Source organism: Psychrobacter coccoides (genome assembly GCF_017498085.1).
Taxonomy (GTDB): domain Bacteria; phylum Pseudomonadota; class Gammaproteobacteria; order Pseudomonadales; family Moraxellaceae; genus Psychrobacter; species Psychrobacter coccoides.
Genome location: NZ_JAGBKM010000002.1, coordinates 167436 through 190639, shown reverse-complemented (window position 1 = coordinate 190639; position 23204 = coordinate 167436). Strand labels below are relative to the sequence as shown.

Genomic DNA, 23204 nt, shown 5'->3' with positions numbered 1-23204 from the left:
ATGGCTGGTAATCGCTTATATCACGACCACTATATAAAGTGGTTTGTCATAATAAGCATCGTTTAGATTAAAAAATGGTTAAAATTAATGAGAATTCTCATTGTGTTACTACTGGTGTTGCCTAGATTTTACTGAATGGCACACTTAAAATGTCATGTTCAATACTACACACTTAGAGTCTTTTCACCGCGTGCAATACCGATGACGCCTGAGCGCACCACTTCTAGAATACGCTCACGGCCAATCACGTCGATAAAACCGTCAAGTTTAGCGGTATCACCAATGATTTGAATGGTATATAAGTTGGATGTCACATCGACAATTTGGGCACGGAATATATCAGCGCTACGTTTGACTTCCTCTCGAACACCCCCAGTCGCCCGAACTTTTATGAGCATCAGCTCACGTTCGACATGGACAGTATCAGACAAATTAAGCACTTTCACCACTTCGATCAGTTTATGTAGCTGCTTGGTAATTTGCTCAATACTTTCAGGTGAAGTAATGGTTGTTAGCGTTAGACGTGAAATGGTTGGATCGTCTGTTGGTGCAACGTTTAGAGTCTCAATGTTATATCCACGCTGAGAAAATAAACCGACTAACCGTGACAACGACCCCGCTTCGTTTTCCATCAATACCGAAATCAGATGTTGTTGCATTAGGTACGCTCCCCTTTTGATAACCACATATCACGCATTGTTTGTCCAGCGATTTGCATTGGATAGACATGCTCATTACGATCGACATAGACATCGATAAATACCAATTTATCTTTCATAGCCATCGCTTCAGCCAACTGTTCTTCCATTTTGTCTGGATCAGTAATCTTGATACCAACATGACCGTAGCTTTCTGCTAATTTAATAAAGTCTGGCAATGAATCCATATAAGACTGGGCATGACGACCTTCATACAGCATATCCTGCCATTGTTTGACCATGCCTAATTGCGCATTGTTTAGGTTTAATATCTTGACTGGCAAGTTGTATTGTAGGCAGGTTGATAGCTCTTGAATATTCATTTGGATCGAGCCTTCACCTGTGATACAGACCACATCTCGCTCTGGGCTGACCAGCTTGGCTGCCATCGCATAAGGCAGGCCAACACCCATAGTTCCTAAGCCACCTGAGTTCAACCACTGACGTGGCTCTCTATACGTGTAGTAAAGTGCAGCAAACATTTGGTGCTGCCCGACATCACTGGTAATGATGGCATTACCATCAGTAAGCTTACATAGGGTCTGTACGACATTTTGCGGTTTGATACCATCATCAGTGCTGGTGTCATAGCGCAAGCCATGACGTGTGCGCCACTCATTGATTTGCGCCCACCAGTCTAGTAAAGCATGTTGATCCAGCTCTCTATCATCGCCTATCATGTTCAACATATCAGTCAATACAGATTTGACATCACCAACAATCGGAATATGTGCCGTCACTGTTTTAGAAATTGAGGTTGGGTCAATATCGATATGGATAATGGTAGCATTCGGGCAGAATTTTTTGACATTATTGGTCACACGATCATCAAAACGTGCGCCAACGGCCAATATAACATCCGAATGATGCATGGTCATATTTGCTTCATATGTACCGTGCATACCCAACATGCCCAAAAACTGCCGATCAAATCCTGAAAAAGCACCCAACCCCATTAGCGTGTTGGTCACAGGTAAGTTCAGCTTGTGCGCCAAAGCAGTGAGCTCTTCATGGGCATCACCCAAAACCACACCACCCCCTGAATATATAATGGGGCGCTTGGCAGCCAACAGCGTCTCGATGGCTTTTTTGATCTGACCACCATGCCCTTTAACTGATGGCTGATAAGAGCGCATGAATACCTCTTTTGGATATTCATAAGCGTACTTTTCGTTAGGTGCTGTCATGTCCTTTGGCACGTCAATAACGACAGGACCTGGACGTCCTGACTGAGCAATTAAAAATGCCTTTTTTACGATTGTTGGGATTTCACTGGCATGACGTACTTGAAAGCTGTGCTTGACGATAGGCCGTGAAACACCAACCATATCTGTCTCTTGGAATGCATCCTCACCAATCAAGCTGCTAGGCACCTGTCCAGCTATGACCACCATTGGCACTGAATCCATAAAGGCAGTAGCAATGGCAGTAACGGTATTGGTAGCACCTGGCCCTGAGGTTGCTAACACCACACCTGTATTACCAGTTACTCGCGAATAAGCGTCAGCCATATGACCGGCGGCTTGCTCATGACGAACCAAAATATGATCGATAGTATCTTGTTTGAATAGCGCATCATAAATATGTAAGACGGCCCCGCCTGGATAACCAAAAATATATTCGACGCCTTCATCGATCAACGATTGTACCAGCATTTCAGCACCGGATAACATTACGGGCTGTGCATTGCTCTGGGCAAGCTGCTGTTGTTTTTCGTCAAAATTTTTGGCGGCATGACCCGTTTGGGTATGTCCGGTCATGTTCGGACTTTGCGTGGTTTGCGTCACTGTCATCACCTTTTTTTGCGGCGCGAACAGGCATCAGATTTACTACATTTAAATGCTCACGACAGCACGTCGCTATACATTTATAAAATCTGCTTACCGGTTGTTGTCCATATCAAGAATATGTGCCCACCATGCTAAAGTACGGCTATCGGGCAGCAAGTTACTCAAGCATAGTAATTTAGATGGTCAGTTTTGGCAGGGTATTATCAGCATACGGTGACAAGATGCGAACGCATCTATAAAGGAATCTATTATCTCTATTAGGTGTCGAAACACATAACGATGGAAATATGACGATAGCGTAAGACCAATAAAACACGTCTTAGCAGTATCGCTTAAGCTCATCTGCGTCTTTACTATTGGTTAAAATAGCAGTTTAGTAAAAAGGCTGTTTAACACTACCTTCTACCATGCGATATTGCTTATACATCAAAAATAATAAGTTTACCTTAGTCATTGTAGACCGATAAGTCCAGAGACAATATACACTGCTTCCAACAGCTGTCATCATGACTGCTATCCTTGCAATATCATTGTCACAAAGAAAATATAACTACATAGCCACTGATAAGAGACCAGTAGTGATTATTCTCAAGTGCTACGGCAATAGCATAATAGCCGCTCACTGACCAATCAACTATCAATATCTTCGATGGTTTCGATGGCATTGTCAAGAAAAACTTGTGAAACCTATTACTAACTATTTGTTATCAAATACTATGCAATTATAAGTATTTTTTGCTAGAATCAATCAATAGTGTATTATCATTGTAACGTCAATAATCATAGGTACGTCCTTGATATCAACATACGTCAATTATGAGTCAAAAAGGTTATTAGCATGACTTCCATATCCATGTTCAATAGTGTGACATTAAAGAATGCCAAAAAACTGCTTGTTGGTTTTAGCTTTTTATGTACTCTTGCCTTGCCAATGCATGCCAGTCATGCCATTCAAGTCTATAAGTCTGTTGGCGACCATGGTGAAGTAAAGTACAGTCAGCATGCCCCATTGAATCATAACAACTTTGAAGTGATTGAGTTTCGAAGTGATGGCCGTCAGACAACACCTGGACAAATGGCTGGCAAAACAGACCCTAATCAAACAGTAACACAGAGCGCAGAAGAACAGCGAGTGGCTCAATTAGAGGCTCGTATTAAAGAGCAGGAGGCACAAGCCAACGCTCAGCGCTGTCAGTCATTACGCAGTAATCTAACCAATCTCAATGTAGGTGGGCGCATTTATGAAATGGATGCCAATGGTAAACGCCAGTACTTAGACAGTCGTGAGATTGAACTGAAGCGTGAACGTGTACAACAGGCGATCAACCAATACTGCACCTAGCTAGTCATGCTGACAGCTCTAGTTTGCAGTCAGTCAACGAGCCTTAGATGGTCATCAATTGCATGACGTGTCGAATGGCTGCCGGCATATCCTGTGCCTGTAGCCCACGCTGACCTACCAGTAGGTGCCGTTGACTACCCGTATTATTATCTACATCATTACTTTGCTGATTCACCAACATATCCCCTGCTAGCCCATGAATAAGCACTGCTTGTTGTAAGCTGCGCTGCTCAGCACTTAAGTCTCTTTGCGCAAGTAAGCCTGCAATCACACCTGATAAAACATCACCCATACCAGCTGATGCCATGCCAGCATTGCCGACTGCACTGACATACACGTTGCTCTGAGCGAGTACTAAAGATCCTGCACCTTTAAGCACCCAATTGCCACCATAAGCATCTGCGCACTGCTGAATAGCTAATAAGCGATTGCTTTCTATGCTATCGACCTCTTTATCCAGCAGCATAGCAGCCTCACCACTATGCGGCGTCAAGCATACCAGATACTTTTGGCTATAATCTCGTAACTGTGCAACCAGTTCGTGACTGTTTTTTCGTAAGCCAGCCAAGTGATACAAGCCATCGGCATCTATCACGATTGATTTACCATGCTGCATAATCGCTTGCAAATAACGGATAAAAATCTTTTCTGACTTCGTGTCACGACCCAGACCCATACCGATAGCAATAACACTAACTTCTTCTATCAGCTGGCTGACGCCCTCTACATCATGCAAATCCAGCGTCATGGCATCGGGCATCGAAGTCAGCAGCGCCCCATGAAAAGCTTGATGACACGCCACGGTAATCTTGCCCGCCCCTGTCGCCATGGCACTTGCAGTGGATAAAATAGCTGCACCGCCCATACCTTGCGATCCATCGACACGATTGCCACCAATAATCAGCACATGACCATAACTGCCTTTATAACTGTTTTGTCGGCGTGGTGAAAGCGGCTGAGCATCGACGAGCAAAGTAGCGATAGGCTTGGTCTCATGAGTAGTACTATTATAGGGGATTAAGGGAACATCGATAACCTCGCCTGCATAGTCCATGCCATCTTTGGTATGCAAACCAAACTTACGGGCTATCAAGCACAGTGTCACATCGGCCTGTATCGCTAAGCGCTGATAAACTTGACCCGTAGACGCCACTAAACCACTAGGAACGTCCACGGCCACGACCAATGCTCCCGTCTGCTTGGCATGATGGTTAACTGCTTTGATTGCTTTTTTATAGACTCCTGTAGGTGCCCGTGTTAACCCTATTCCAAATATAGCATCTATATAAACATCTGCTTGTAGCAAGCGCTGATCGTCAGCACAATAAAAGTCATCACTCTCTTTGCCTGCCTCTTCACTTGCAGAGCAGCAATAGTCTTCAAAACGCTGATAAACACAATGATCAGCCAGTGCAATACGTTGCGCTCTAAGCGCATCTGAAGTGAAGCCACTAGCATCATCGCCAGATGTATCATCATCCTTTACGTTATTACTACTCTTATTAATACCAACGGTTATCACTTGCACATGCCAGCCTACTTGTTGCAAGTAATAAGCGATGAGCCAACCATCCCCACCATTATTGCCATGACCGACCCAAACACAGGCTCTGGGCTGTCGTGACACCTCTTGATATTTAGACGCTGTTAGCGGCTTTTTGGGATTGATAGATGATGAATAACAAGGATTGAGCGTTATAATGTATTGTGTCATTTGCCATGCGGCTTGTTGCATCAGTGCAAAGCTGCTATATCCCTGTGCAAACCAGTCTTGCTCTATCGCATAGACTTGTTGACTGTCAAACAAAGCGATAGGGAGAGAAGGACGGTTAGCGCCTACAAAACGTGGCATTTGTGTTAGCATAATTATTCCTTATTGATCGCTTTATATATTAAATTATCGCATTTGCTTTACTAGGGCGTGTCCTCATTTTAAAAATGAAGATAAAAATGAGATAAATTGCCGTCAAACAAGGAAAATAGCGCAGATAATATCGGGATATTACCTAGCTATTTAACGCTGTTTGGCAAGATTTAGCCATTTTTAGCCCATTTAGGTATCCTTCGATTGAATTGAGGACACGCCCTAGAGTCTGTTAGCGCTATTGAATACTGAATAGCTTATCATAGCTAAACGATGGCTATAAATCGTTAAAAATATCATACTGAAAAACCACGTTTTTCCTTTAAAATCAGTAAACCTTATTTATGAATACAACCCCTAAAGCTTCCAAAAACCCTCTAGATGCTCAGCCACCCAAATCGCAGAGCACTACTGGCACTGGCGCTAAAAAAAACATCCCTACGATGGATGTTCTTTTTTCGCGCTTTACTACGGCTCAGGACGTCAAACAGTGGATTAAAGAGCAAGCGCAATCTCTTGGGTTTGCTGATTGTGGTTTTTTGTCCGTACATCACCCTTTATTTCAGCAACAAATCGAGCCGCTAAAGCGATGGTTAGACAAAGGCTATGAAGGGCAATTGCAGTTTATGCATAATCACCACCATCTACGGGTACATCCAGAGCAACTGGTGGCTGGTGCCAAAACCATCATCAGTGTTCGTATGGACTACCTGACTCAAGCACCCACACCCCGCTCAGTCACAGACAATGATCGGCCTAATCATGCCATCATCGCTCGTTATGCTCGAGGACGGGATTATCACAAAACCATGCGCAGTCGTCTAAAGCAATTGGCGCTAAAAATAGAAAACATGATTCCTGAATGGCAGCACTTAGATATATGCTCTGAGGCAGACTTCGTCTTTCGGCCATTTAGTGATTCTGCTCCTATTTTTGAGCGGCCTATAGCAGATGCAGTGGGGCTTGGTTGGACAGGGAAACATACGTTATTACTTAATAAGCAAGCAGGGTCGTTTTTTGTGTTGGGTGAGCTGTTTATTAGCTTAGAGTTGCCGGATGACGAGCCCATCAGTTCTCATTGCGGCAGCTGTCGTGCCTGCATCGATATCTGCCCTACTCAAGCCATTGTCGCCCCTTACGAGCTAAATGCCGCCGCCTGTATCTCTTATCTCACTATAGAGCATAAAGGGCCTATCGACATCAAGTATCGCCGTGCTATAGGCAATCGAGTGTTTGGCTGTGACGACTGTCAGCTCATTTGTCCTTGGAATCGCTATGCAAACATCACCCCTGTAGCAGACTTCTCGCCCAGACATCAGCTTGATGACATTAGCCTATTAGCACTCTGGCAATGGCAAGAGAGTGAGTTTATGACCTATACCCAAGGCAGTCCACTTAGACGTACAGGATATCTCAATTTTTTACGCAATATAGCTATCGGGCTCGGTAATGCTAACGCTAGCCTAGAGGTCATCACGCAATTAAAGTCAAAGTTGGGCGTACATGACGCCATGCTTGATGAACATATTCATTGGGCGATAGCTGAGCAGCACATAAAGCTGAATCCCTTAGATTCATAACCGCCCATAATGTACTCGTCTGTATTAGGCTATGTTTCTAGAGGCTGAGGCTGAAACATGATCTAATAAAAAAACGCCTCTATCTAAGAGGCGTTTTCACTGCTGCAAGGTGCATCGATATTATGTACTAAGTATCAAGTTACTCTAAGAGCGATTAAGCCTTAGGAATACGTAATACTTGACCAGGATAGATTTTATCAGGGTCAGACAGCATCGGCTTATTTGCTTCAAATATCTTCATATAATCATTCGCTGACCCATATACCTCCTGTGCAATCTTAGACAAACTGTCACCAGATTTTACCGTATACATGGTCGACTCAGGCGCAGCTTCTTCGATACTGATATTATCAATGACTTTAGCTACATGCTGTACGTTACCAATAGCGATAATGGCTTTTTCACGGTCAGCTTGGGTCTTAGCATTACCGCTAATCTCGGCAGTATCTGTTGAGCCATTGTATTTGACCTTTAAATTGCTGATATTAAGATTCTGCTGTTGAATACGGCGTAGCAAGATATTAGCAACCGACTGTGCTGATGGCTCATTCTCTTTTGCAGGTGTGTTAGCATCTGCATGAGTTTCTGATTTTGCATCATGCTTGTCATCATCACGGTTAAATATTTTATCACCAATGTCTTTGGCAAAACTAAATATACCCATATAATCTCTCCTTAAAGTATTATTATTTATAGATTATTTTAATTGTAGTAGTGATAACAGTCGTTATCGCTACTCCTTATGAGTATAACAAAGCCAGAACGCCTACATAGTAGATAGTATGTTGAATAATGTTAAATTCACATCACTTATGTTAATCAATAAACCGCTCACTTACGAAAACTGACTGAAGCAATCTCAGTTATATCTTCTTTTTAATGCAGCTGATATTTTTCAAAGCCTCACTATATTATGAGACAACACAGCCTACAATCACATTGTAATAGCCATAAAAAAACCGCCTATCACTTAGACAGACGGTCTCAGAAACCCACTACTGCATACTCAGAATGTTACTGATATCTAGCGGTTAACAGTATCTCTATCGTAAAAAGTAGGTTAATAGCGATTGATTACAGTTGAGCTTGCACATAGTCAATTGCTTTTTGGACTGTTGTTAATTCTGCTGAGTCTTCATCAGGAATAGTGATACCAAAATCACTTTCAAATGACATAACTAGCTCAACTAGGTCTAGTGAGTCTGCGCCCAAGTCTTCCATAAAAGAGGCATCGTTGTTAACGTCTTCAACATTCATGCCCAATTGCTCTGCTACAGCAGACTTTACTCTTAACTCAATATCATTACTCATAAAGATCACTCCCTTTTTGTATAAGCTTTACGTTTGTTTATAAATATTTAACTGCATTGCCAGCTGATGGTTTAGTCTGTACTGACGAATATAGTCTAACGATAAAAAATCATTCACTATTATAGCAGTAATTAATATAGTTTACACTCGTTCACACAGTTTTTTATTATTCAAATGTAAATCAAGCGGCCATGTCTATATAACTAAGAATGGCCTAGTGCTACATATACATACCACCATTGACTGGGATCACTGCACCTGTGATATAGCTGGCCTCATCACTGGCCAAAAACAGTACCGCTGCTGCAATGTCTTCTGGTTGTCCTAAACGTCCAATAGGCACAGCATCTAACATTGAGTTGAGCAGACGCTCATCTAGCTCATCTGTCATATCCGTTTCAATCAAGCCTGGTGCTACACAATTGATAGTCACCTGACGTGAGCCAATCTCGCGCGCAAGCGTCCGACTAAAGCCTTCAACTCCAGCTTTGGTCGCTGCATAATTAGACTGCCCTGCATTGCCCATTTTTGCCACAACTGAACTGATGTTAATAATGCGACCACGGCGGGCTTTCATCATGCCTCGTACTGCGCGCTTACTCATGCGATAAACTGAAGTCAGGTTGGTATCAACCACACTTTCCCAATCTTCATCTTTCATACGCATCAGTAAACCGTCTTGAGTAATACCCGCATTATTTACTAAGACTTGTACCGCGCCATAAACGCTCTCGATCTCTTCAAACAACTTATCAATCTGCTCACCATCACGAACATCTAATACCCGTCCGATACCGCCGGCATCATGTAAATACTCATCAATCAATGCAGCGCCTTTTTCTGTAGTCGCCGTACCAATAACGAAGTGCCCTTCTTTAGCGAAACGCTTCGCTACTGCTTTACCAATACCACGACTGGCGCCGCTGACTAAAACGATTGTTCGACTCATGATAACACCTCCAACAGTTTGTCCATGCGAGCAGGCTTGTCTACAGGATAGCTTGGAATTGGCTGAGCTTGACGCTTGGCCAGATTACTTAATACATTACCACTGCCACACTCAATTAAAATAGTTATTTGCTTGTCTGCCAACTCTTGCATTGTTTTTGACCAAAGCACAGGCTCACTCAGTTGCTCAGTAAGCGCTTGCTTAATACCTTGAGCACTGGTCTCTACACGAGCATGGCGGTTTTGTATCACAGGAATGGTTGCCTGATCAAACTGAATCGCTGCTAATGCTTCACTCAAAGCTTGGCTGGCTGGCGCCATTAATGCACAATGAGAAGGTACGCTGACTTTTAAGGGAATGGCTTTTTTTCCTGTATTTTGTACTTTATCAATAACAGCACTCACCCCGATAGCATTACCTGATATGACGACCTGACCGGGGCTATTGAAATTCGCCGCATCAACGATGGCATCATCAACATGCTCTGTTGCCTGCTCACATAGGGTTTGCACTCTATTGTCTTCAAGTCCTAGTACAGCAGCCATAGCAGTCTCAATACCGACGACAGCGTCTTGCATCAACTGTCCCCGCTGATGGACTAGACGTACCGCATCGGGAAGGCTGATGACACCAGCAGCACAGAGAGCACTGTATTCGCCCAATGAGTGCCCAGCCAGATAATGAGGGGCTTTGTCCAATTTGCGTTGTAAAATACGCCATATCGCCATGCTGGCTGTTAATAGCGCTGGCTGAGTATATTGTGTTTGGTTCAGTAGCGCCTCATCTTGGCAGATTGCCCATAAATCCTCACCTAAAGCTTCACTTGCCTCAGCAAACGTGTCACGAATTTCTGGATAAAGTTCAGCAAGTTCAGCAGTCATACCGACCACTTGTGAACCTTGTCCAGGAAATACTACTGCAATACGAGGTTTTTGTGCAGTGGTTGTATCGGGTGCAGATGCCATAACCAATATTCCTTAATAATTGGAAATATCCCTGAAGTAAATTGGGTATTGTTGTATGAAATGATAATAATCTGTCATCAATCATAGCTGATTACTATCAAACTATACACTCTTGGACAGCACTTTTATAGCCAATAGCGTATAGATAGTCGTGTAAACTGAATAATACAACTCATGTAGAGCATTATTATATTTATATTATGACTGTTAAACCAGCTATTCATAAGCAGATGATAAAAGGCATATCGTAAATAACAAAAAACCAAGCTATCTGGCTACATGAAAGCAGCAAAATAACTTGGCTCTTGTCAGTCTAAGACTTAATATCTACAGGCAGTATTGGGATGGCATTAATAGACAATTAAACCAAATAAGTAACTGTTATCGCGTTAACTTGTTTTGGTCATCGACTATCAACGTATCACCTTACCTACTCAATAGCGTTTAAGCGTCTTGACTTACCTTAAACATTTGACGACCACGATAAAAACCGTCTTTAGTCATATGATGACGACGATGTTTTTCACCAGTGGTAGCGTCTACGCTTAGCTCAGCCACGCTCATATGATGGTGTGAACGGCGCATGTCACGACGCGAACGGCTTTTACGACTTTTTTGAACAGCCATGATATAGCTCCTATACTTAAAGGGATAAGCTTAAAATTCAGCTTTAATCGATACTGACAGAGGCTATTTAATCACCACAACCTAAGTCTGACGCATCATTAAATGGTTTGCTAAATGCAGCTATAAATAATTAACCAAAAACAGACAGTTCAGTTAACTTTTACCTGCAAGCAGCTTGTTGCCAGAATGCAATAAACCGGACATTATACGCATGTTTAATGAATTAATAAAGCCCTGCTCATCATTGTTATGCATAAAGCCCGTAAAAAACTGCATTGATATGCTTAGAGTCTGTGTAACAGAGCCTACTCTAATCTATTCAGCGTTACAATTTGCCCTTTAATGCAGCCAATGCTGCAAAGGGGTTTTCTTTTTCCTCTTCTTCCGGTATTTCACCAACCTGTGTCACTGCCATTTCACAATCATCATGTTTCGGTGCCATGGGTATCTTAAGCAGCATCTCATCTTCCACCAGTTTTTGTAATGGTAGCATAGGTTCGAGGGCCTGCGTAGGAATGACTTCATCTAACAACAAATGATCCTGCTCCTCATCAATGAGACGAATTTGGCTATCATCATTGAGTAAGGCAATATCATAATCATCGGTAAGATCTATGGCAACCGGTTGCAAGCAACGTTGACATGTCAACCACACCTCTCCTTGTAGCTTAAAAGACAGATGCAATATATTATTATGACGATAAAGATTTATACTCAGCTGTAGGCTTTGCTGCTCACGCTCTGTACTTAGCAATGTCGCTAAACGTTCAAGGTCAGCTGGCATGACCTTGCCTTGCCAGTCAAACCCACTGTCGGCCCATTTATCTAATGAAATGCTCTCAGGCATATTCGTAAAGCTTGTAGCAGAGGTGGTATCAGCTGCATGATCTGATGATATTGTGTTTTTTTGATTGTTTGACATGCGGTACCTCATATATCCAAACGATGTATAATGTTGCCTGCAATACTAACGGAAAGCATGATATGACGCTAGCGCTAGTATGTTAAGATTATTGGCACTGATGATTTAACGACGTCATACTAATGACAGCATACTTTATAGAAAACGACCCTTTTTATGATATCTACAATGGACAACCATGACTTTACTGCTTTATTAACCTCAGATCAGTCAGTCGCTTTACTTAATAGTCTCAGTGAATTACAAGGCTTTACCTCTAGTATCCCAAAGACAGAGCACGCTAGCATAATCACTGATGATGTCACCGATATTGCTTATGATAAAAGGATCAAACCCTATCTGACATCAGCTCAGCAGCAATGGAAAATCATCAATGCTGAGTATCACAGTCAAGCAAGCATCTTTGACACCACACTCAATGCTCAAGTACAACATGACTACGAATCAGCCATCAGCGACTGGCTGATTTCTTTGTTTAATCAATTGTTCTCTGAGCAAAACGTTGAGCTGGTGCGAGGAGATAAAGAACCAGAGTATTTTCCTGCAAAAAACAACAGCCCTGCCCGTATTGAATTTGCCCATGGGTTTTTTGCAAGCGCCTTGCATGAATTAAGCCATTGGTGCATCGCTGGCAAGAAACGTAGACAACTGCCTGACTATGGTTATTGGTATGCACCAGATGGCCGCAATGCAGCACAACAACAAGCTTTTGAGCAGCTCGAAATTAAACCGCAAGCATTAGAATGTCTCTTTACGCTTGCTTGCAAACGACACTTTCAGGTCTCTCAGGATAACTTGTTTGCTGACTTTGATACCACAACCAGTACTTTTGCTGCTGATGTTTATCAGCAAGCATTGCAATATATCCAAGTGCCACAAACACTACCTCGTGACGCAAAAGTTTTATTGTGGGCCCTTCTTTGGATCAACATCTGCCCTTATAGTCAATCCTAAATAAAACTGGCCCATACTATACATATACTGCTGGTATGCCCTTCTCTTGCATTTTGTGCTTACTTCGATAGTGGCTGTGTGACGTTCGTACCAGTAGCACTCACCCATCTTAAAGGATATTAACCATATCTCTCATTGGTTCTACTTACTTTACTTATTGTGTTGTTTAACAGCAAAGCTATACAGTGTGCGCTTATGTTCGAGGTATACTAGGGCATGTCCTCAATTCAATCGAAGGATACCTAAATGGGCTAAAAATGGCTAAATTTTGTCAAACAGCGTTAAATAGCTAGGTAATATCCCGATATTATCTGCGCTATTTTCCTCGTTTGACGGCAATTTATCTCATTTTTATCTCCATTTTTAAAATGAGGACAAACCCTAATATAGGAGCAGGTTACTTCTAAATATATTCAATAAATAAACATAACAATAAGCACATCAACAAGGAGGCGATATGCAAACATTTTATATCCACCCAGACAACCCACAACCTCGACTTATTGAACAGGCAGCAGATTTATTACGCAATGATAAGTTACTTATCTACCCAACCGATACTAGCTACGCTTTTGGCTGTCGCCTAGGCGCAAAGGACGCTCTCGAGAAGCTCAAGCTCATACGTGAGTTGGATGACAAACATCAATTTACCTTGCTCTGTCGTGATCTAAGCGAGATTGCAACTTATGCAACCGTTGATAATCAGCAATTTAAACAACTAAAGTCACACACCCCTGCGCCTATTACGTTTATATTAAATGCTACCAAAGACGTACCAAAAAAACTGGCGCATCCTAAGAAAAAAACGATTGGTATTCGTGTACCTAGCAACCCTATCGCTCAAGCTCTATTAGAAGCTATGGACGAGCCCATCTTAACCAGCTCATTAATTTTGCCTAACTCTGATAACATCTTAGACGATCCTTTCGAAATTGAAGACTTATTGAGCAATCAAGTTGATGGTCTCATCAATGCAGGTATTAAAACCACTAAGCTGACGACCATCGTTGATATGACTAGTGGGCATCCTGAAGTGATTCGTGAAGGCGCAGGTGAGGTAGAATCCCTACTGCTATAAGACAGCGATACGTAAACATAAAAAAGCGCCAACTAAATTGGCGCTTTTTTATACTAAATTCAAATTGCTTATAAATTAGTCACGATCTACTAATTCTACATAAGCCATAGGCGCATTATCACCATCACGGTGACCGCACTTAACAATACGTAGGTAGCCACCTGGACGCGTTTGGTAACGAGGACCTAGCGTACCAAATAATTTACCTACCATATCTTTACTACGCATACGGCTAAATGCTAAACGGCGATTAGCAACGCTGTCTTCTTTTGCTAAAGTAATCAACGGCTCAGCAACGCGGCGTAATTCTTTAGCTTTTGGCAATGTTGTTTTGATCAGTTCATGCTCAAACAGTGAGTTGGTCATGTTCTGGAACATTGCCTTACGATGACTGCTGGTACGACCCAGCTTGACTCCACTCTTACGATGGCGCATGGTCAAATATCCTTAAAGTTTAACGGCTACGATAAGAGAAACGATCATCAACACGTAGATCAGCTGGTGGCCAATTGTCTAGGCGCATACCAAGCTCTAAATCTTTAGACGCTAGTACGTCTTTGATTTCGGTTAATGACTTCTTACCAAGATTTGGGGTTTTAAGTAGTTCAGTCTCTGAACGTTGTACCAAATCACCGATATAGTAAATGTTTTCAGCTTTCAAACAGTTGGCTGAGCGAACCGTTAGTTCAAGATCATCCACAGGGCGTAATAGCACTGGGTCAACCTCTTCTTTTTCTTTCACAGGCTCAGGCGCTTCTTCAGCTTCTAAATCAACGAAGATAGAAATCTGTTGTTGTAAAATAGTCGCTGCTTTACGAATTGCTTCCTCTGGATCAATAGTGCCATTAGTTTCAAGCTCAATGATAAGACGATCAAGATCGGTACGCTGTTCAACACGTGCGTTCTCAACATCATAAGCAACACGAAGCACTGGACTAAAACTTGCATCAAGCTTTAAGCGGCCAATTGCTTTAGTGTCACCATCTTCACGGCGCTGATTTGCTGGCTCATATCCACGACCCATTACTACACGTAGACGCATCTTTAGATGCCCACGCTCACTCAATGTACCTAATACCAAATCTGGATTGGTAATATCTACATTATGCGGCAAAGTAATATCTGCTGCAGTAATAGTGCCTGGACCTTGTTTATCCAAGGTCAAAAATACTTCATTTTGGTCATGAAGGGTAATGGCCAAGCCTTTTAAGTTCAAAAGCAGGTCAAGTACGTCTTCTTGCATGCCTTCAAGCGTTGAGTATTCATGGTCAACACCATCAATCTCAGCTTCAATGACTGCAGCGCCAGGTAATGAAGATAACAAGATGCGACGCAAAGCATTCCCTAAGGTATGCCCAAAGCCGCGTTCTAACGGTTCGAGCGTGACTTTCGCAATCGTTTCATTAACCGTATCCACGTTAATGGCATTTGGCGTTAGAAACTCAGTTGCATTTAGCATCATGTTGTCACCTCGAATTATTTAACTGATTTAATTAACGTTAATTGCTCAATACCATCACTATGATATTGAGCGGTACGTCATTTATTTAGAGTATAGCTCAACGATCAAGCTTTCGTTGATTTCCGCAGGCAGATCAATACGATCAGGTGCTTGTTTAAACGTACCTTGCAATTTGCTGTGATCAACATCTAGCCACTCTGGAATACCACGTTGAGACGCCAGTTCAATAGCGTTTTTGATACGTAGTTGTTCACGAGCCTTCTCTTGGATAGCGATGACATCGCCATCTTGCAACTGAATTGAAGGAATGTTCACACGAACAAACTCATCACGGCCGGCTTTTTTTACCATAACAGCACGGTGGCTGACTAGCTGACGTGCTTCAGCGCGTGTTGAGCCAAAGCCCATGCGATATACCACGTTGTCTAGACGGCTTTCTAGCATGGCTAGTAGGTTTTCACCAGTAGCACCACGCTTACGAGCAGCTTCTTTATAGTAGTTGGCAAACTGACGCTCTAGTACACCATAAATGCGCTTAACTTTCTGCTTCTCACGCAACTGTAGAGAGTACTCTGAACTCTTGTTACGACTAACGCCATGCTGACCTGGTGGACGAGCGGCTTTCTTTGTTTTTACATCGTATGGCTTAACACCAGACTTAAGGCCTAAGTCTGTACCTTCACGACGTGATAATTTGAGTTTTGGTCCAATATAGCGGGCCATTGTTATGTCTCCTATAAGCTTCTGGGATAAAAAGCTTCGTCTTTAATATTAGACGCGGCGCTTTTTCGGCGCACGGCAACCATTATGTGGGATTGGGGTTACATCAGAAATACTGTTTACTTTATAACCCAATGCACCTAGTGCTCTTACCGCAGACTCACGACCCGGTCCTGGTCCTTTGACCAAAACGTCGATATTCTTAACACCATACTCTTGAGCCGCTTTACCAGCAACCTCTGCTGCAACCTGAGCTGCAAATGGTGTAGATTTACGTGAACCACGGAAGCCTTGTCCACCTGAAGTGGCCCAAGCCAATGCATTACCTTGACGATCGGTAATTGTCACAATGGTGTTATTAAAAGACGCATGGATATGGGCGACGCCCTCCGATACTGAACGACGAGTCACTTTTTTGCGACTACGAGTGTCTTTAGCCATCTTTTAGCTTCCTAAGTTAATTATCTTTTAAGTGCTTTACGTGGACCCTTACGAGTACGCGCATTGTTTTTCGTGTGTTGGCCACGAACAGGTAGGTTACGACGATGGCGGATGCCACGGTAACAACCCAAATCGACCAAACGCTTAATATTCATTGAAACTTCACGACGAAGGTCACCTTCAGTCATAAAATTAGCAACTTCTGCACGGATAGCATCTAACTGTGTATCATCTAACTGACTGATCTTAGTAGTAGGCGTAATGTTCACTGTCTCAAGAATTTTCTGAGCAGTGGTACGGCCGATACCAAAGATGTAAGTTAGTGAAATAACAGCATGCTTATTATCCGGAATGTTGACACCGGCAATACGAGCCATTGATTTCTCTCCATTAAAAAAAATAAGCGCTATTTACTATAAATAATGCATTATCTTTTAGATTCATTGCTGTCAATACCAGTATATCTATCGCTATTATTATTACATCGACTTGACAAACAAGTGGGGCAATAAGTCTAAACCATAAAATATAACAGTATAAACTACGGCAAGTGGCGGATGATATCGCATCCGCCATTATTTTTCAAGTATTATTTAAATAAATAGAACAAGCGTTATGCTGTCTTCTATTATTTATTAGCCTTGACGTTGCTTGTGGCGAGGTTCTGCTGTGCAAATAACATGTACACGGCCTTTACGGCGTACAATTTTGCAGCTACCACAAATCTTCTTAACTGATGCTTGAACTTTCATAGCATGCTCCTTGAGATATCACACCGCTCATTTAAGGTTGAGTGGGCGACTGAATTAATGTCTGATCATGATATTGGTGGGTCATCAGATGCGCTTGAATCTGCGAGATGAAGTCCATTACCACAACCACCATAATCAGTAACGACGTACCACCGAGATTAAACGGCACACCAAATGCTGATTGTATGACCATGGGCATTAAACAAATAACCGTCATGTATATCGCGCCAATAAAGGTTAATCGATTTAGTACATGATCAAGGTAACGCTGAGTTTGTTGTCCGGGGCGAATACCTGGAATATACGCACCACTACGTTTAAGGTTTTCAGCAACTTCACGAGGACTAAAGACTAATGCCGTATAAAAATAGCAAAAGAAGATAATCATTGCACCAAATAAAACCAGATACAAAGGCTGTCCAGGAGACAACACTAAGGCCATGTTTTGTAATATCTTTTGGGTAAAAGTAGGATCTGCCGAATGACCAACCCACTGACCTAAACTTGCTGGAAACAAAAGCAATGAACTGGCGAAGATAGCTGGGATTACCCCGGCCATATTTATTTTCAGCGGCAAATGCGACTGCTGCTGTGCATAAATCTTGCGACCTTGTTGCTGTTTCTGTGCATAGTTCACCGGGACGCGGCGCTGAGCACGTTCAATATAAACGATACCCGCTGTAACTGCGATGCCCAATACCACAAAGATAAACAATACAATCAAGTTCATCTGACCTTGATTGACCTGCTCGATAGACTGCGAAATCATACCTGGCATACCGGCCACAATACTGGCAAAAATCAGCATTGAGATCCCATTACCAACCCCACGTTCTGTAATCTGCTCACCAAGCCACATTAAGAACATAGCGCCTGCTACCAGTGAAGTAACAGCGGGAATATAAAAGGTTAGACCGGTAGATAGTGTCAGGTTTTGACTGATAAGACCTGCACTCATTCCTAATGACTGTACTAACGCTAATGCAAGTGTTCCTTGACGGGTATACTTGTTTAGCGTGCGTCGCCCTGCTTCACCCTCTTTCTTGAGTGCTTCAAGCGACGGTACGACTGCTGACATCATTTGTACAATAATTGACGCCGATATATATGGCATAATGCCAAGCGCCATAATTGACATTCGTTCAAGCGCACCACCAGAAAACATATTAAACATGCTTAAGATAGTATTTTCATTACGCGAAAACAAATCTGCCAAATTTACCGGATTAATACCGGGAACAGGAATGTGCGACCCTAAACGATAAACAATCAATGCGCCGATTAAGAACAGTAAACGCGACCATAATTCATCATACTTACGTATAAATGCAAAAGGGTTGAGCGGAATACCAGCCGATGACATTGATTGCTTTGACACGTTACTACTCCTCGATGCTACCACCAGCAGCTTCGATTGCTTGCTTAGCGCCTTTAGTCACTTTAACACCTTTAAAGGTATAAGCTTTGGTGACATCGCCTGATAAGATGATACGAGCACGCTTCATATCGTGACGGATAACATTAGCCGCTTTAAGCGTGTCTACGCTGACTACATCACCTTCAACTTTATTCAGTTCAGACAAACGAACTTCTGCAGTCGTCAATGCCATTTTACTGGTAAAGCCAAATTTTGGTAGACGACGATATAATGGCATTTGTCCACCTTCAAATCCAGAGCGTATGCTAGAACCTGAACGTGACTTCTGACCTTTCATACCACGGCCGCCAGTTTTACCAAGACCTGAACCGATACCACGACCACGGCGATGAGCAGTTTTCTTTGCACCAACGCCTGGTGATAATTCATTTAATCTAAGTCCCATTACGCTTCCTCCACTTTTACCATGTAGTTGACGCGATTTACCATACCACGGGTTGAAGGAGTATCCTCGACTTCAACAGTATGGTTAATACGGCGTAAACCCAATCCTTTTAAGCTCGCTTTGTGGCTCTTAAGGCGATGGGCACCGGATTTTATTTGAGTGACTTTCATTTTTTTCATCGTAACTCACCTACTCTAAGTTAGCCCAAAATTTCGTCTACAGATTTACCACGTTTCGCTGCCATCTTTTCTGGAGTTGACATATCACGTAAACCATTGAATGTTGCACGGACAACGTTCGCTGTGTTGGTAGAACCATGAGATTTAGTTAAAACATCTTTTACACCCGCAACTTCTAATACAGCACGCATAGCACCACCAGCGATTACGCCAGTACCTTCAGAGGCAGGCTGCATGTAGACTTTACTCGCACCATGACGTGCTTTGATTGGGTGAAATAAAGTTGCACCATCGAGTTCAACAGTAATCATGTTGCGCTTAGCGGCTTCTAGTGCTTTTTGAATAGCAGCAGGCACTTCTCGTGCTTTACCACGACCAAAACCAACACGACCATTACCATCACCGACTACGGTTAGTGCAGTGAAAGAGAAGATACGACCACCCTTAACCACTTTTGCAACACGGTCAACTGTGACCAAGCGCTCTACTAGACCATCGGTCTGTTCATTTTTATCATTTCTCGCCATGATTAAAACTCCAATCCATTTTCGCGAGCAGCTTCAGCTAAAGCTTTTACTCGACCATGATATTTAAAACCACTACGGTCAAAGGCAACCTTAGTGATGCCAGCGGCTTTTGCGCGTTCTGCGATCATTTGACCTACAGACGTTGCTGCATCAGCATTACCAGTTGCACCTGAGCGCAAGCTACCGTCTAAGGTAGATGCCTGAGCGATCACTTCACTACCATTCGGAGAGATAATCTGGGCATAGATGTGCTTCGGCGTGCGGTTAACCGTCAGACGATGAACGCCTAGATGACGGATATGCGCGCGGGTTTTCTTAGCTCGACGCAGACGAGCTGCTTTTTTATCAAACATTTCAACTCACCTTATTTTTTCTTAGCTTCTTTACGAATCACATGTTCGTCGCTATAGCGAATACCTTTACCTTTATAAGGCTCTGGTGGGCGGAATCCACGGATTTTAGCCGCTGCTTGACCAAGCTGCTGCTTATCGTTCGATTTTAAAACGATTTCAGTTTGCGTTGGGGTTTCAGCAGTCACACCTTCAGGTAGCGTATAGTCTACTGGATGCGAGTAACCCACATTTAGGGTTACTTTATTACCAGAGACTTGCGCACGATAACCAACACCGATCAGTTGAAGACGTTTTTCAAAGCCTTCGTTGACGCCTGTAACATAGTTGTTAAGCAGAGCGCGCATGGTGCCAGTGTGCATCATCGCTTCTTTTGAATCGGCTACAGGTGAGAGAAGAATTGCATCATCTTCCTGTTTTAGCTCGACCAATTCATGCAGGCGTAAAGACATATTGCCGTTCTTGCCTTTCACTTCGACCTGCCGATCGTTCAAAGTAACACTTACACCGTTAGGCAGTGCTACTGGGGCTTTAGCCACACGAGACATAGGAATATTCCTTAAAAAAATTAACTTGCTTTTATTGGCGAAAAAACTAACAGGCCAAAAAGCCTGCTAGTTTAGCATAATTGACCCCACATAACACTAGTAATCTAATTGATCTTACTAAACAATATGCTAGTTATCTTAGTATAACTTAATATTAAATAAGTTAAGCCATACTAATTTAAAGGGTACAAATAGACTGTAATCGTCACACTGCTAATTAAGCAACAAATGCAACGATTTCACCACCGATACCAGCAGCACGTGCAGCACGATCACTCATGATGCCTTGGCTAGTAGATACGATAGCAACACCCATACCTTGCTTAACAGTAGGGATAGCGTCTTTACCGCGATGCTGGCGTAAACCAGGACGGCTGTAACGTTGAAGCGTTTCGATGACGGGTTTGCCTTCGAAGTATTTCAATTCAATAGATAGTGTCGCTTTATTGTTATCTTCTTCAGTAACAACAGCGCTAGCTACATAACCTTCACTAACCAATAGATCAGCGATTGACTTACGAAGCTTTGAACTTGGCATAGCTACGGACACTTTATTAGCCATTTGCGCATTACGAATGCGGGTTAGCATGTCCGCAACGGTATCTTGCATACTCATGTAGTTACTCCTTACCAGCTTGCTTTACGAACACCAGGTACATCACCTTGCATGACTCGCTCACGCAAAATATTGCGCGATAAGCCAAACTTACGGTAGTAACCATGAGGACGACCAGTGACAGCACAGCGGTTACGTAGACGTACAGGTGACGCATTACGTGGTAGAGCTTGTAGCTCTAACATTGCATCCATACGTTCTTCATCGCTTGCATTCATATCGCTGATGATTTCTTTTAACTTCATACGCTTTTCAGCATACTTAGCTACCATTTTCTCGCGTTTTAGTTCGCGATTAATCATGCTCTTCTTTGCCATAACGTCTTTACCTTATTTAAATGGGAAGCCGAAAGCTTTAAGCAACGCACGACCTTCATCATCAGTTTTAGCTGACGTAGTGATAGTCACATCCATACCACGAATACGATCAATCTTATCAAAGTCTACTTCTGGGAATACGATTTGTTCTTTAATACCCAATGAGTAGTTACCACGTCCGTCAAAGGCTTTAGGTGAAAAACCACGGAAGTCACGAATACGAGGAATCGCAATGGCAATGAGACGATCTAAAAATTCGTACATTTGCTCACCGCGTAGCGTTACTTTACAGCCAATTGGCCATTCTTCACGAATTTTAAAACCAGCAACTGATTTGCGTGCTTTGGTGACAACAGGTTTTTGACCAGCGATGGCCGTCATGTCCGCTACGGCACCTTCAAGGATTTTCTTGTCTTGAGACGCACCACCAACACCCATGTTTAGTGTGATTTTAGTGACTTTAGGCACTTGCATCACGTTGTCTAAACCAAGCTCTTCTTTGATTTGCTGCTTTAGTTTATCGTTATATAAAGATTTTAATCTTGCCATTACCATTACACCCTTAGTGTCTTACGCAGTCGCCACTACTTCACCGTTTGAACGATAGACACGTTGTTTCTTGCCTTCTTCATTCAACTGGTAAGCAATACGGTCTGCTTTTTGGGTTTGCGCATTATAAATTGCGACATTTGAAATATGCAAAAAAGCCTCTTGCTTAACAATACCACCTTCTACGCCAGTTGCCTGGTTTGGCTTCTGATGTTTAGTGACAATATTGATACCTTCAACTTTAATACGATCGTTTTTTACAGCCAACACAGTGCCTTGCTTGCCTTTATCTTTACCAGCAATCACGATAACTGTATCGCCTTTACGTAATTTTGACATAGGTTACCTCACAATACTTCTGGTGCTAGTGATACAATTTTCATAAACTGATCACCACGTAGTTCACGAGTTACCGGTCCAAAAATACGAGTTGCAATCGGTGCTTTGTTTTGGTTCAACAATACCGCAGCATTGTCATCAAAACGTAACACTGAACCATCCGGACGACGAACGCCTTTTTTGGTGCGTACAACTACCGCATTCATCACGTCGCCTTTTTTGACACGACCGCGAGGAATGGCTTCTTTAACCGTTATCTTGATAATATCGCCGACAGATGCATAACGACGATGAGAGCCACCCAGTACTTTAATGCACTGGACTCGTCTTGCACCGCTATTGTCTGCAACTTCCAGCATAGATTCAACCTGAATCATAGCGTTACTCCACACGTATGAGCAATAAAAACCAGTTGCTGCCGCTAGCACAGTATGAGTAGTCGGCATTTTAATACAAATAACCGCAGCTTACTCTTAATGTAGTTGATCCACGCTCGGCGCA

30 protein-coding genes are annotated in these 23204 nt (G+C 42.7%); 4 read left to right on the top strand and 26 right to left on the bottom strand.

Translation table 11 applies throughout. From position 1 onward, the window contains the following. Positions 1–164: 164 nt before the first annotated feature. Together ilvN and J3492_RS02375 are read right to left on the bottom strand one after the other, a co-directional pair. Positions 165–659 carry an acetolactate synthase small subunit gene (gene ilvN / locus J3492_RS02380; protein ID WP_207989381.1) on the bottom strand — a complete coding sequence of 165 codons (495 nt, stop codon included), beginning with the start codon at positions 657–659 and terminating at the stop codon, positions 165–167. Then, positions 659–2371, bottom strand: coding sequence for an acetolactate synthase 3 large subunit (locus J3492_RS02375; RefSeq protein WP_207989501.1), 1713 nt, complete (start codon positions 2369–2371; stop codon positions 659–661). Before J3492_RS02375 ends, ilvN begins: the two co-directional genes overlap by 1 nt. A gap of 955 nt (positions 2372–3326) precedes the next feature. Here J3492_RS02375 and J3492_RS02370 point away from each other — a divergent pair. After that, entirely contained in the window at positions 3327–3830 is a 504-nt protein-coding gene (locus J3492_RS02370) for a DUF4124 domain-containing protein (protein ID WP_243453054.1), read from the top strand. A gap of 43 nt (positions 3831–3873) precedes the next feature. On the opposite strand, the gene J3492_RS02365 is transcribed toward J3492_RS02370, so the two are convergent. After that, positions 3874–5694 carry an NAD(P)H-hydrate dehydratase gene (locus J3492_RS02365; RefSeq protein WP_207989375.1) on the bottom strand — a complete coding sequence of 607 codons (1821 nt, stop codon included), beginning with the start codon at positions 5692–5694 and terminating at the stop codon, positions 3874–3876. Between the two features lie 443 nt (positions 5695–6137). On the opposite strand from J3492_RS02365, the gene queG reads away from it, so the two are divergent. After that, positions 6138–7274, top strand: a complete 1137-nt coding sequence (gene queG / locus J3492_RS02360) for a tRNA epoxyqueuosine(34) reductase QueG (RefSeq protein WP_207989497.1) — start codon at positions 6138–6140, stop codon at positions 7272–7274. A gap of 154 nt (positions 7275–7428) precedes the next feature. Here queG and lysM read toward each other — a convergent pair whose 3' ends face one another. The 6 genes from lysM to J3492_RS02330 all read right to left on the bottom strand — a co-directional run bounded on the left by lysM (position 7429) and on the right by J3492_RS02330 (position 12048). After that, positions 7429–7938, bottom strand: a complete 510-nt coding sequence (lysM, locus tag J3492_RS02355) for a peptidoglycan-binding protein LysM (RefSeq protein ID WP_207989372.1) — start codon at positions 7936–7938, stop codon at positions 7429–7431. Positions 7939–8348: 410 nt separating this feature from the next. Further along, the gene (gene acpP / locus J3492_RS02350; RefSeq protein WP_207989369.1) at positions 8349–8585 is read right to left on the bottom strand and encodes an acyl carrier protein; all 237 of its coding nucleotides are present in this window, start codon (positions 8583–8585) and stop codon (positions 8349–8351) included. Positions 8586–8805: 220 nt separating this feature from the next. Beyond that, entirely contained in the window at positions 8806–9534 is a 729-nt protein-coding gene (fabG, locus tag J3492_RS02345) for a 3-oxoacyl-ACP reductase FabG (protein ID WP_207989367.1), read from the bottom strand. Beyond that, positions 9531–10499, bottom strand: a complete 969-nt coding sequence (gene fabD, locus J3492_RS02340) for an ACP S-malonyltransferase (RefSeq protein WP_207989365.1) — start codon at positions 10497–10499, stop codon at positions 9531–9533. Before fabD ends, fabG begins: the two co-directional genes overlap by 4 nt. 444 nt (positions 10500–10943) lie before the next feature. Continuing rightward, on the bottom strand, positions 10944–11126 hold the full coding sequence (rpmF, locus tag J3492_RS02335; protein WP_207989362.1) for a 50S ribosomal protein L32: 183 nt from the start codon (positions 11124–11126) through the stop codon (positions 10944–10946). 325 nt (positions 11127–11451) lie between these two features. After that, positions 11452–12048 carry a YceD family protein gene (locus tag J3492_RS02330; protein ID WP_207989361.1) on the bottom strand — a complete coding sequence of 199 codons (597 nt, stop codon included), beginning with the start codon at positions 12046–12048 and terminating at the stop codon, positions 11452–11454. 156 nt (positions 12049–12204) lie between these two features. On the opposite strand from J3492_RS02330, the gene J3492_RS02325 reads away from it, so the two are divergent. Together J3492_RS02325 and J3492_RS02320 are read left to right on the top strand one after the other, a co-directional pair. Then, positions 12205–13002 (top strand): elongation factor P hydroxylase, encoded by a 798-nt coding sequence (locus J3492_RS02325; protein WP_207989359.1) that lies wholly within the window; start codon positions 12205–12207, stop codon positions 13000–13002. Between the two features lie 457 nt (positions 13003–13459). After that, positions 13460–14080, top strand: a complete 621-nt coding sequence (locus J3492_RS02320) for an L-threonylcarbamoyladenylate synthase (RefSeq protein ID WP_207989357.1) — start codon at positions 13460–13462, stop codon at positions 14078–14080. Positions 14081–14155: 75 nt separating this feature from the next. Here the strand turns inward: J3492_RS02320 and rplQ are convergent, their stop codons facing one another. The 17 genes from rplQ to rplN form a co-directional block, all read right to left on the bottom strand. After that, positions 14156–14515: a 50S ribosomal protein L17 gene (gene rplQ / locus J3492_RS02315; protein WP_207989355.1), complete on the bottom strand. Its 360-nt coding sequence runs from the start codon at positions 14513–14515 to the stop codon at positions 14156–14158. Between the two features lie 19 nt (positions 14516–14534). After that, positions 14535–15542: a DNA-directed RNA polymerase subunit alpha gene (locus J3492_RS02310; protein ID WP_207989353.1), complete on the bottom strand. Its 1008-nt coding sequence runs from the start codon at positions 15540–15542 to the stop codon at positions 14535–14537. A gap of 81 nt (positions 15543–15623) precedes the next feature. Continuing rightward, positions 15624–16265 carry a 30S ribosomal protein S4 gene (gene rpsD, locus J3492_RS02305; RefSeq protein ID WP_207989351.1) on the bottom strand — a complete coding sequence of 214 codons (642 nt, stop codon included), beginning with the start codon at positions 16263–16265 and terminating at the stop codon, positions 15624–15626. 48 nt (positions 16266–16313) lie between these two features. Beyond that, positions 16314–16703: a 30S ribosomal protein S11 gene (rpsK, locus tag J3492_RS02300; protein WP_058368279.1), complete on the bottom strand. Its 390-nt coding sequence runs from the start codon at positions 16701–16703 to the stop codon at positions 16314–16316. A 20-nt stretch (positions 16704–16723) separates the two neighbouring features. Next, positions 16724–17080 (bottom strand): 30S ribosomal protein S13, encoded by a 357-nt coding sequence (gene rpsM, locus J3492_RS02295; protein ID WP_207989343.1) that lies wholly within the window; start codon positions 17078–17080, stop codon positions 16724–16726. 258 nt (positions 17081–17338) lie between these two features. Beyond that, on the bottom strand, positions 17339–17455 hold the full coding sequence (gene rpmJ, locus J3492_RS02290; protein WP_025644371.1) for a 50S ribosomal protein L36: 117 nt from the start codon (positions 17453–17455) through the stop codon (positions 17339–17341). Positions 17456–17486: 31 nt separating this feature from the next. Then, on the bottom strand, positions 17487–18818 hold the full coding sequence (gene secY / locus J3492_RS02285; protein ID WP_207989494.1) for a preprotein translocase subunit SecY: 1332 nt from the start codon (positions 18816–18818) through the stop codon (positions 17487–17489). 19 nt (positions 18819–18837) lie between these two features. Further along, a complete protein-coding gene (gene rplO, locus J3492_RS02280) occupies positions 18838–19278 on the bottom strand; it encodes a 50S ribosomal protein L15 (RefSeq protein WP_207989341.1) in 441 nt (146 codons plus the stop codon). Continuing rightward, positions 19278–19457 carry a 50S ribosomal protein L30 gene (gene rpmD / locus J3492_RS02275; protein WP_201588105.1) on the bottom strand — a complete coding sequence of 60 codons (180 nt, stop codon included), beginning with the start codon at positions 19455–19457 and terminating at the stop codon, positions 19278–19280. Before rpmD ends, rplO begins: the two co-directional genes overlap by 1 nt. Positions 19458–19477: 20 nt before the next feature. Continuing rightward, a complete protein-coding gene (rpsE, locus tag J3492_RS02270; RefSeq protein ID WP_207989339.1) occupies positions 19478–19984 on the bottom strand; it encodes a 30S ribosomal protein S5 in 507 nt (168 codons plus the stop codon). 2 nt (positions 19985–19986) lie between these two features. Further along, positions 19987–20337: a 50S ribosomal protein L18 gene (gene rplR, locus J3492_RS02265; protein ID WP_207989336.1), complete on the bottom strand. Its 351-nt coding sequence runs from the start codon at positions 20335–20337 to the stop codon at positions 19987–19989. An 11-nt stretch (positions 20338–20348) separates the two neighbouring features. Then, positions 20349–20882, bottom strand: a complete 534-nt coding sequence (rplF, locus tag J3492_RS02260; protein WP_207989334.1) for a 50S ribosomal protein L6 — start codon at positions 20880–20882, stop codon at positions 20349–20351. Between the two features lie 217 nt (positions 20883–21099). After that, the gene (rpsH, locus tag J3492_RS02255) at positions 21100–21498 is read right to left on the bottom strand and encodes a 30S ribosomal protein S8 (protein ID WP_207989332.1); all 399 of its coding nucleotides are present in this window, start codon (positions 21496–21498) and stop codon (positions 21100–21102) included. 11 nt (positions 21499–21509) lie between these two features. Further along, on the bottom strand, positions 21510–21815 hold the full coding sequence (gene rpsN, locus J3492_RS02250) for a 30S ribosomal protein S14 (RefSeq protein ID WP_207989330.1): 306 nt from the start codon (positions 21813–21815) through the stop codon (positions 21510–21512). A 12-nt stretch (positions 21816–21827) separates the two neighbouring features. Further along, the gene (rplE, locus tag J3492_RS02245; RefSeq protein ID WP_207989322.1) at positions 21828–22364 is read right to left on the bottom strand and encodes a 50S ribosomal protein L5; all 537 of its coding nucleotides are present in this window, start codon (positions 22362–22364) and stop codon (positions 21828–21830) included. 21 nt (positions 22365–22385) lie between these two features. Further along, complete coding sequence (rplX, locus tag J3492_RS02240; protein ID WP_207989320.1) at positions 22386–22703, bottom strand: 50S ribosomal protein L24; 318 nt, start codon at positions 22701–22703, stop codon at positions 22386–22388. An 8-nt stretch (positions 22704–22711) separates the two neighbouring features. After that, entirely contained in the window at positions 22712–23080 is a 369-nt protein-coding gene (gene rplN / locus J3492_RS02235; RefSeq protein ID WP_207989318.1) for a 50S ribosomal protein L14, read from the bottom strand. Between the last annotated feature and the right edge of the window lie 124 nt (positions 23081–23204).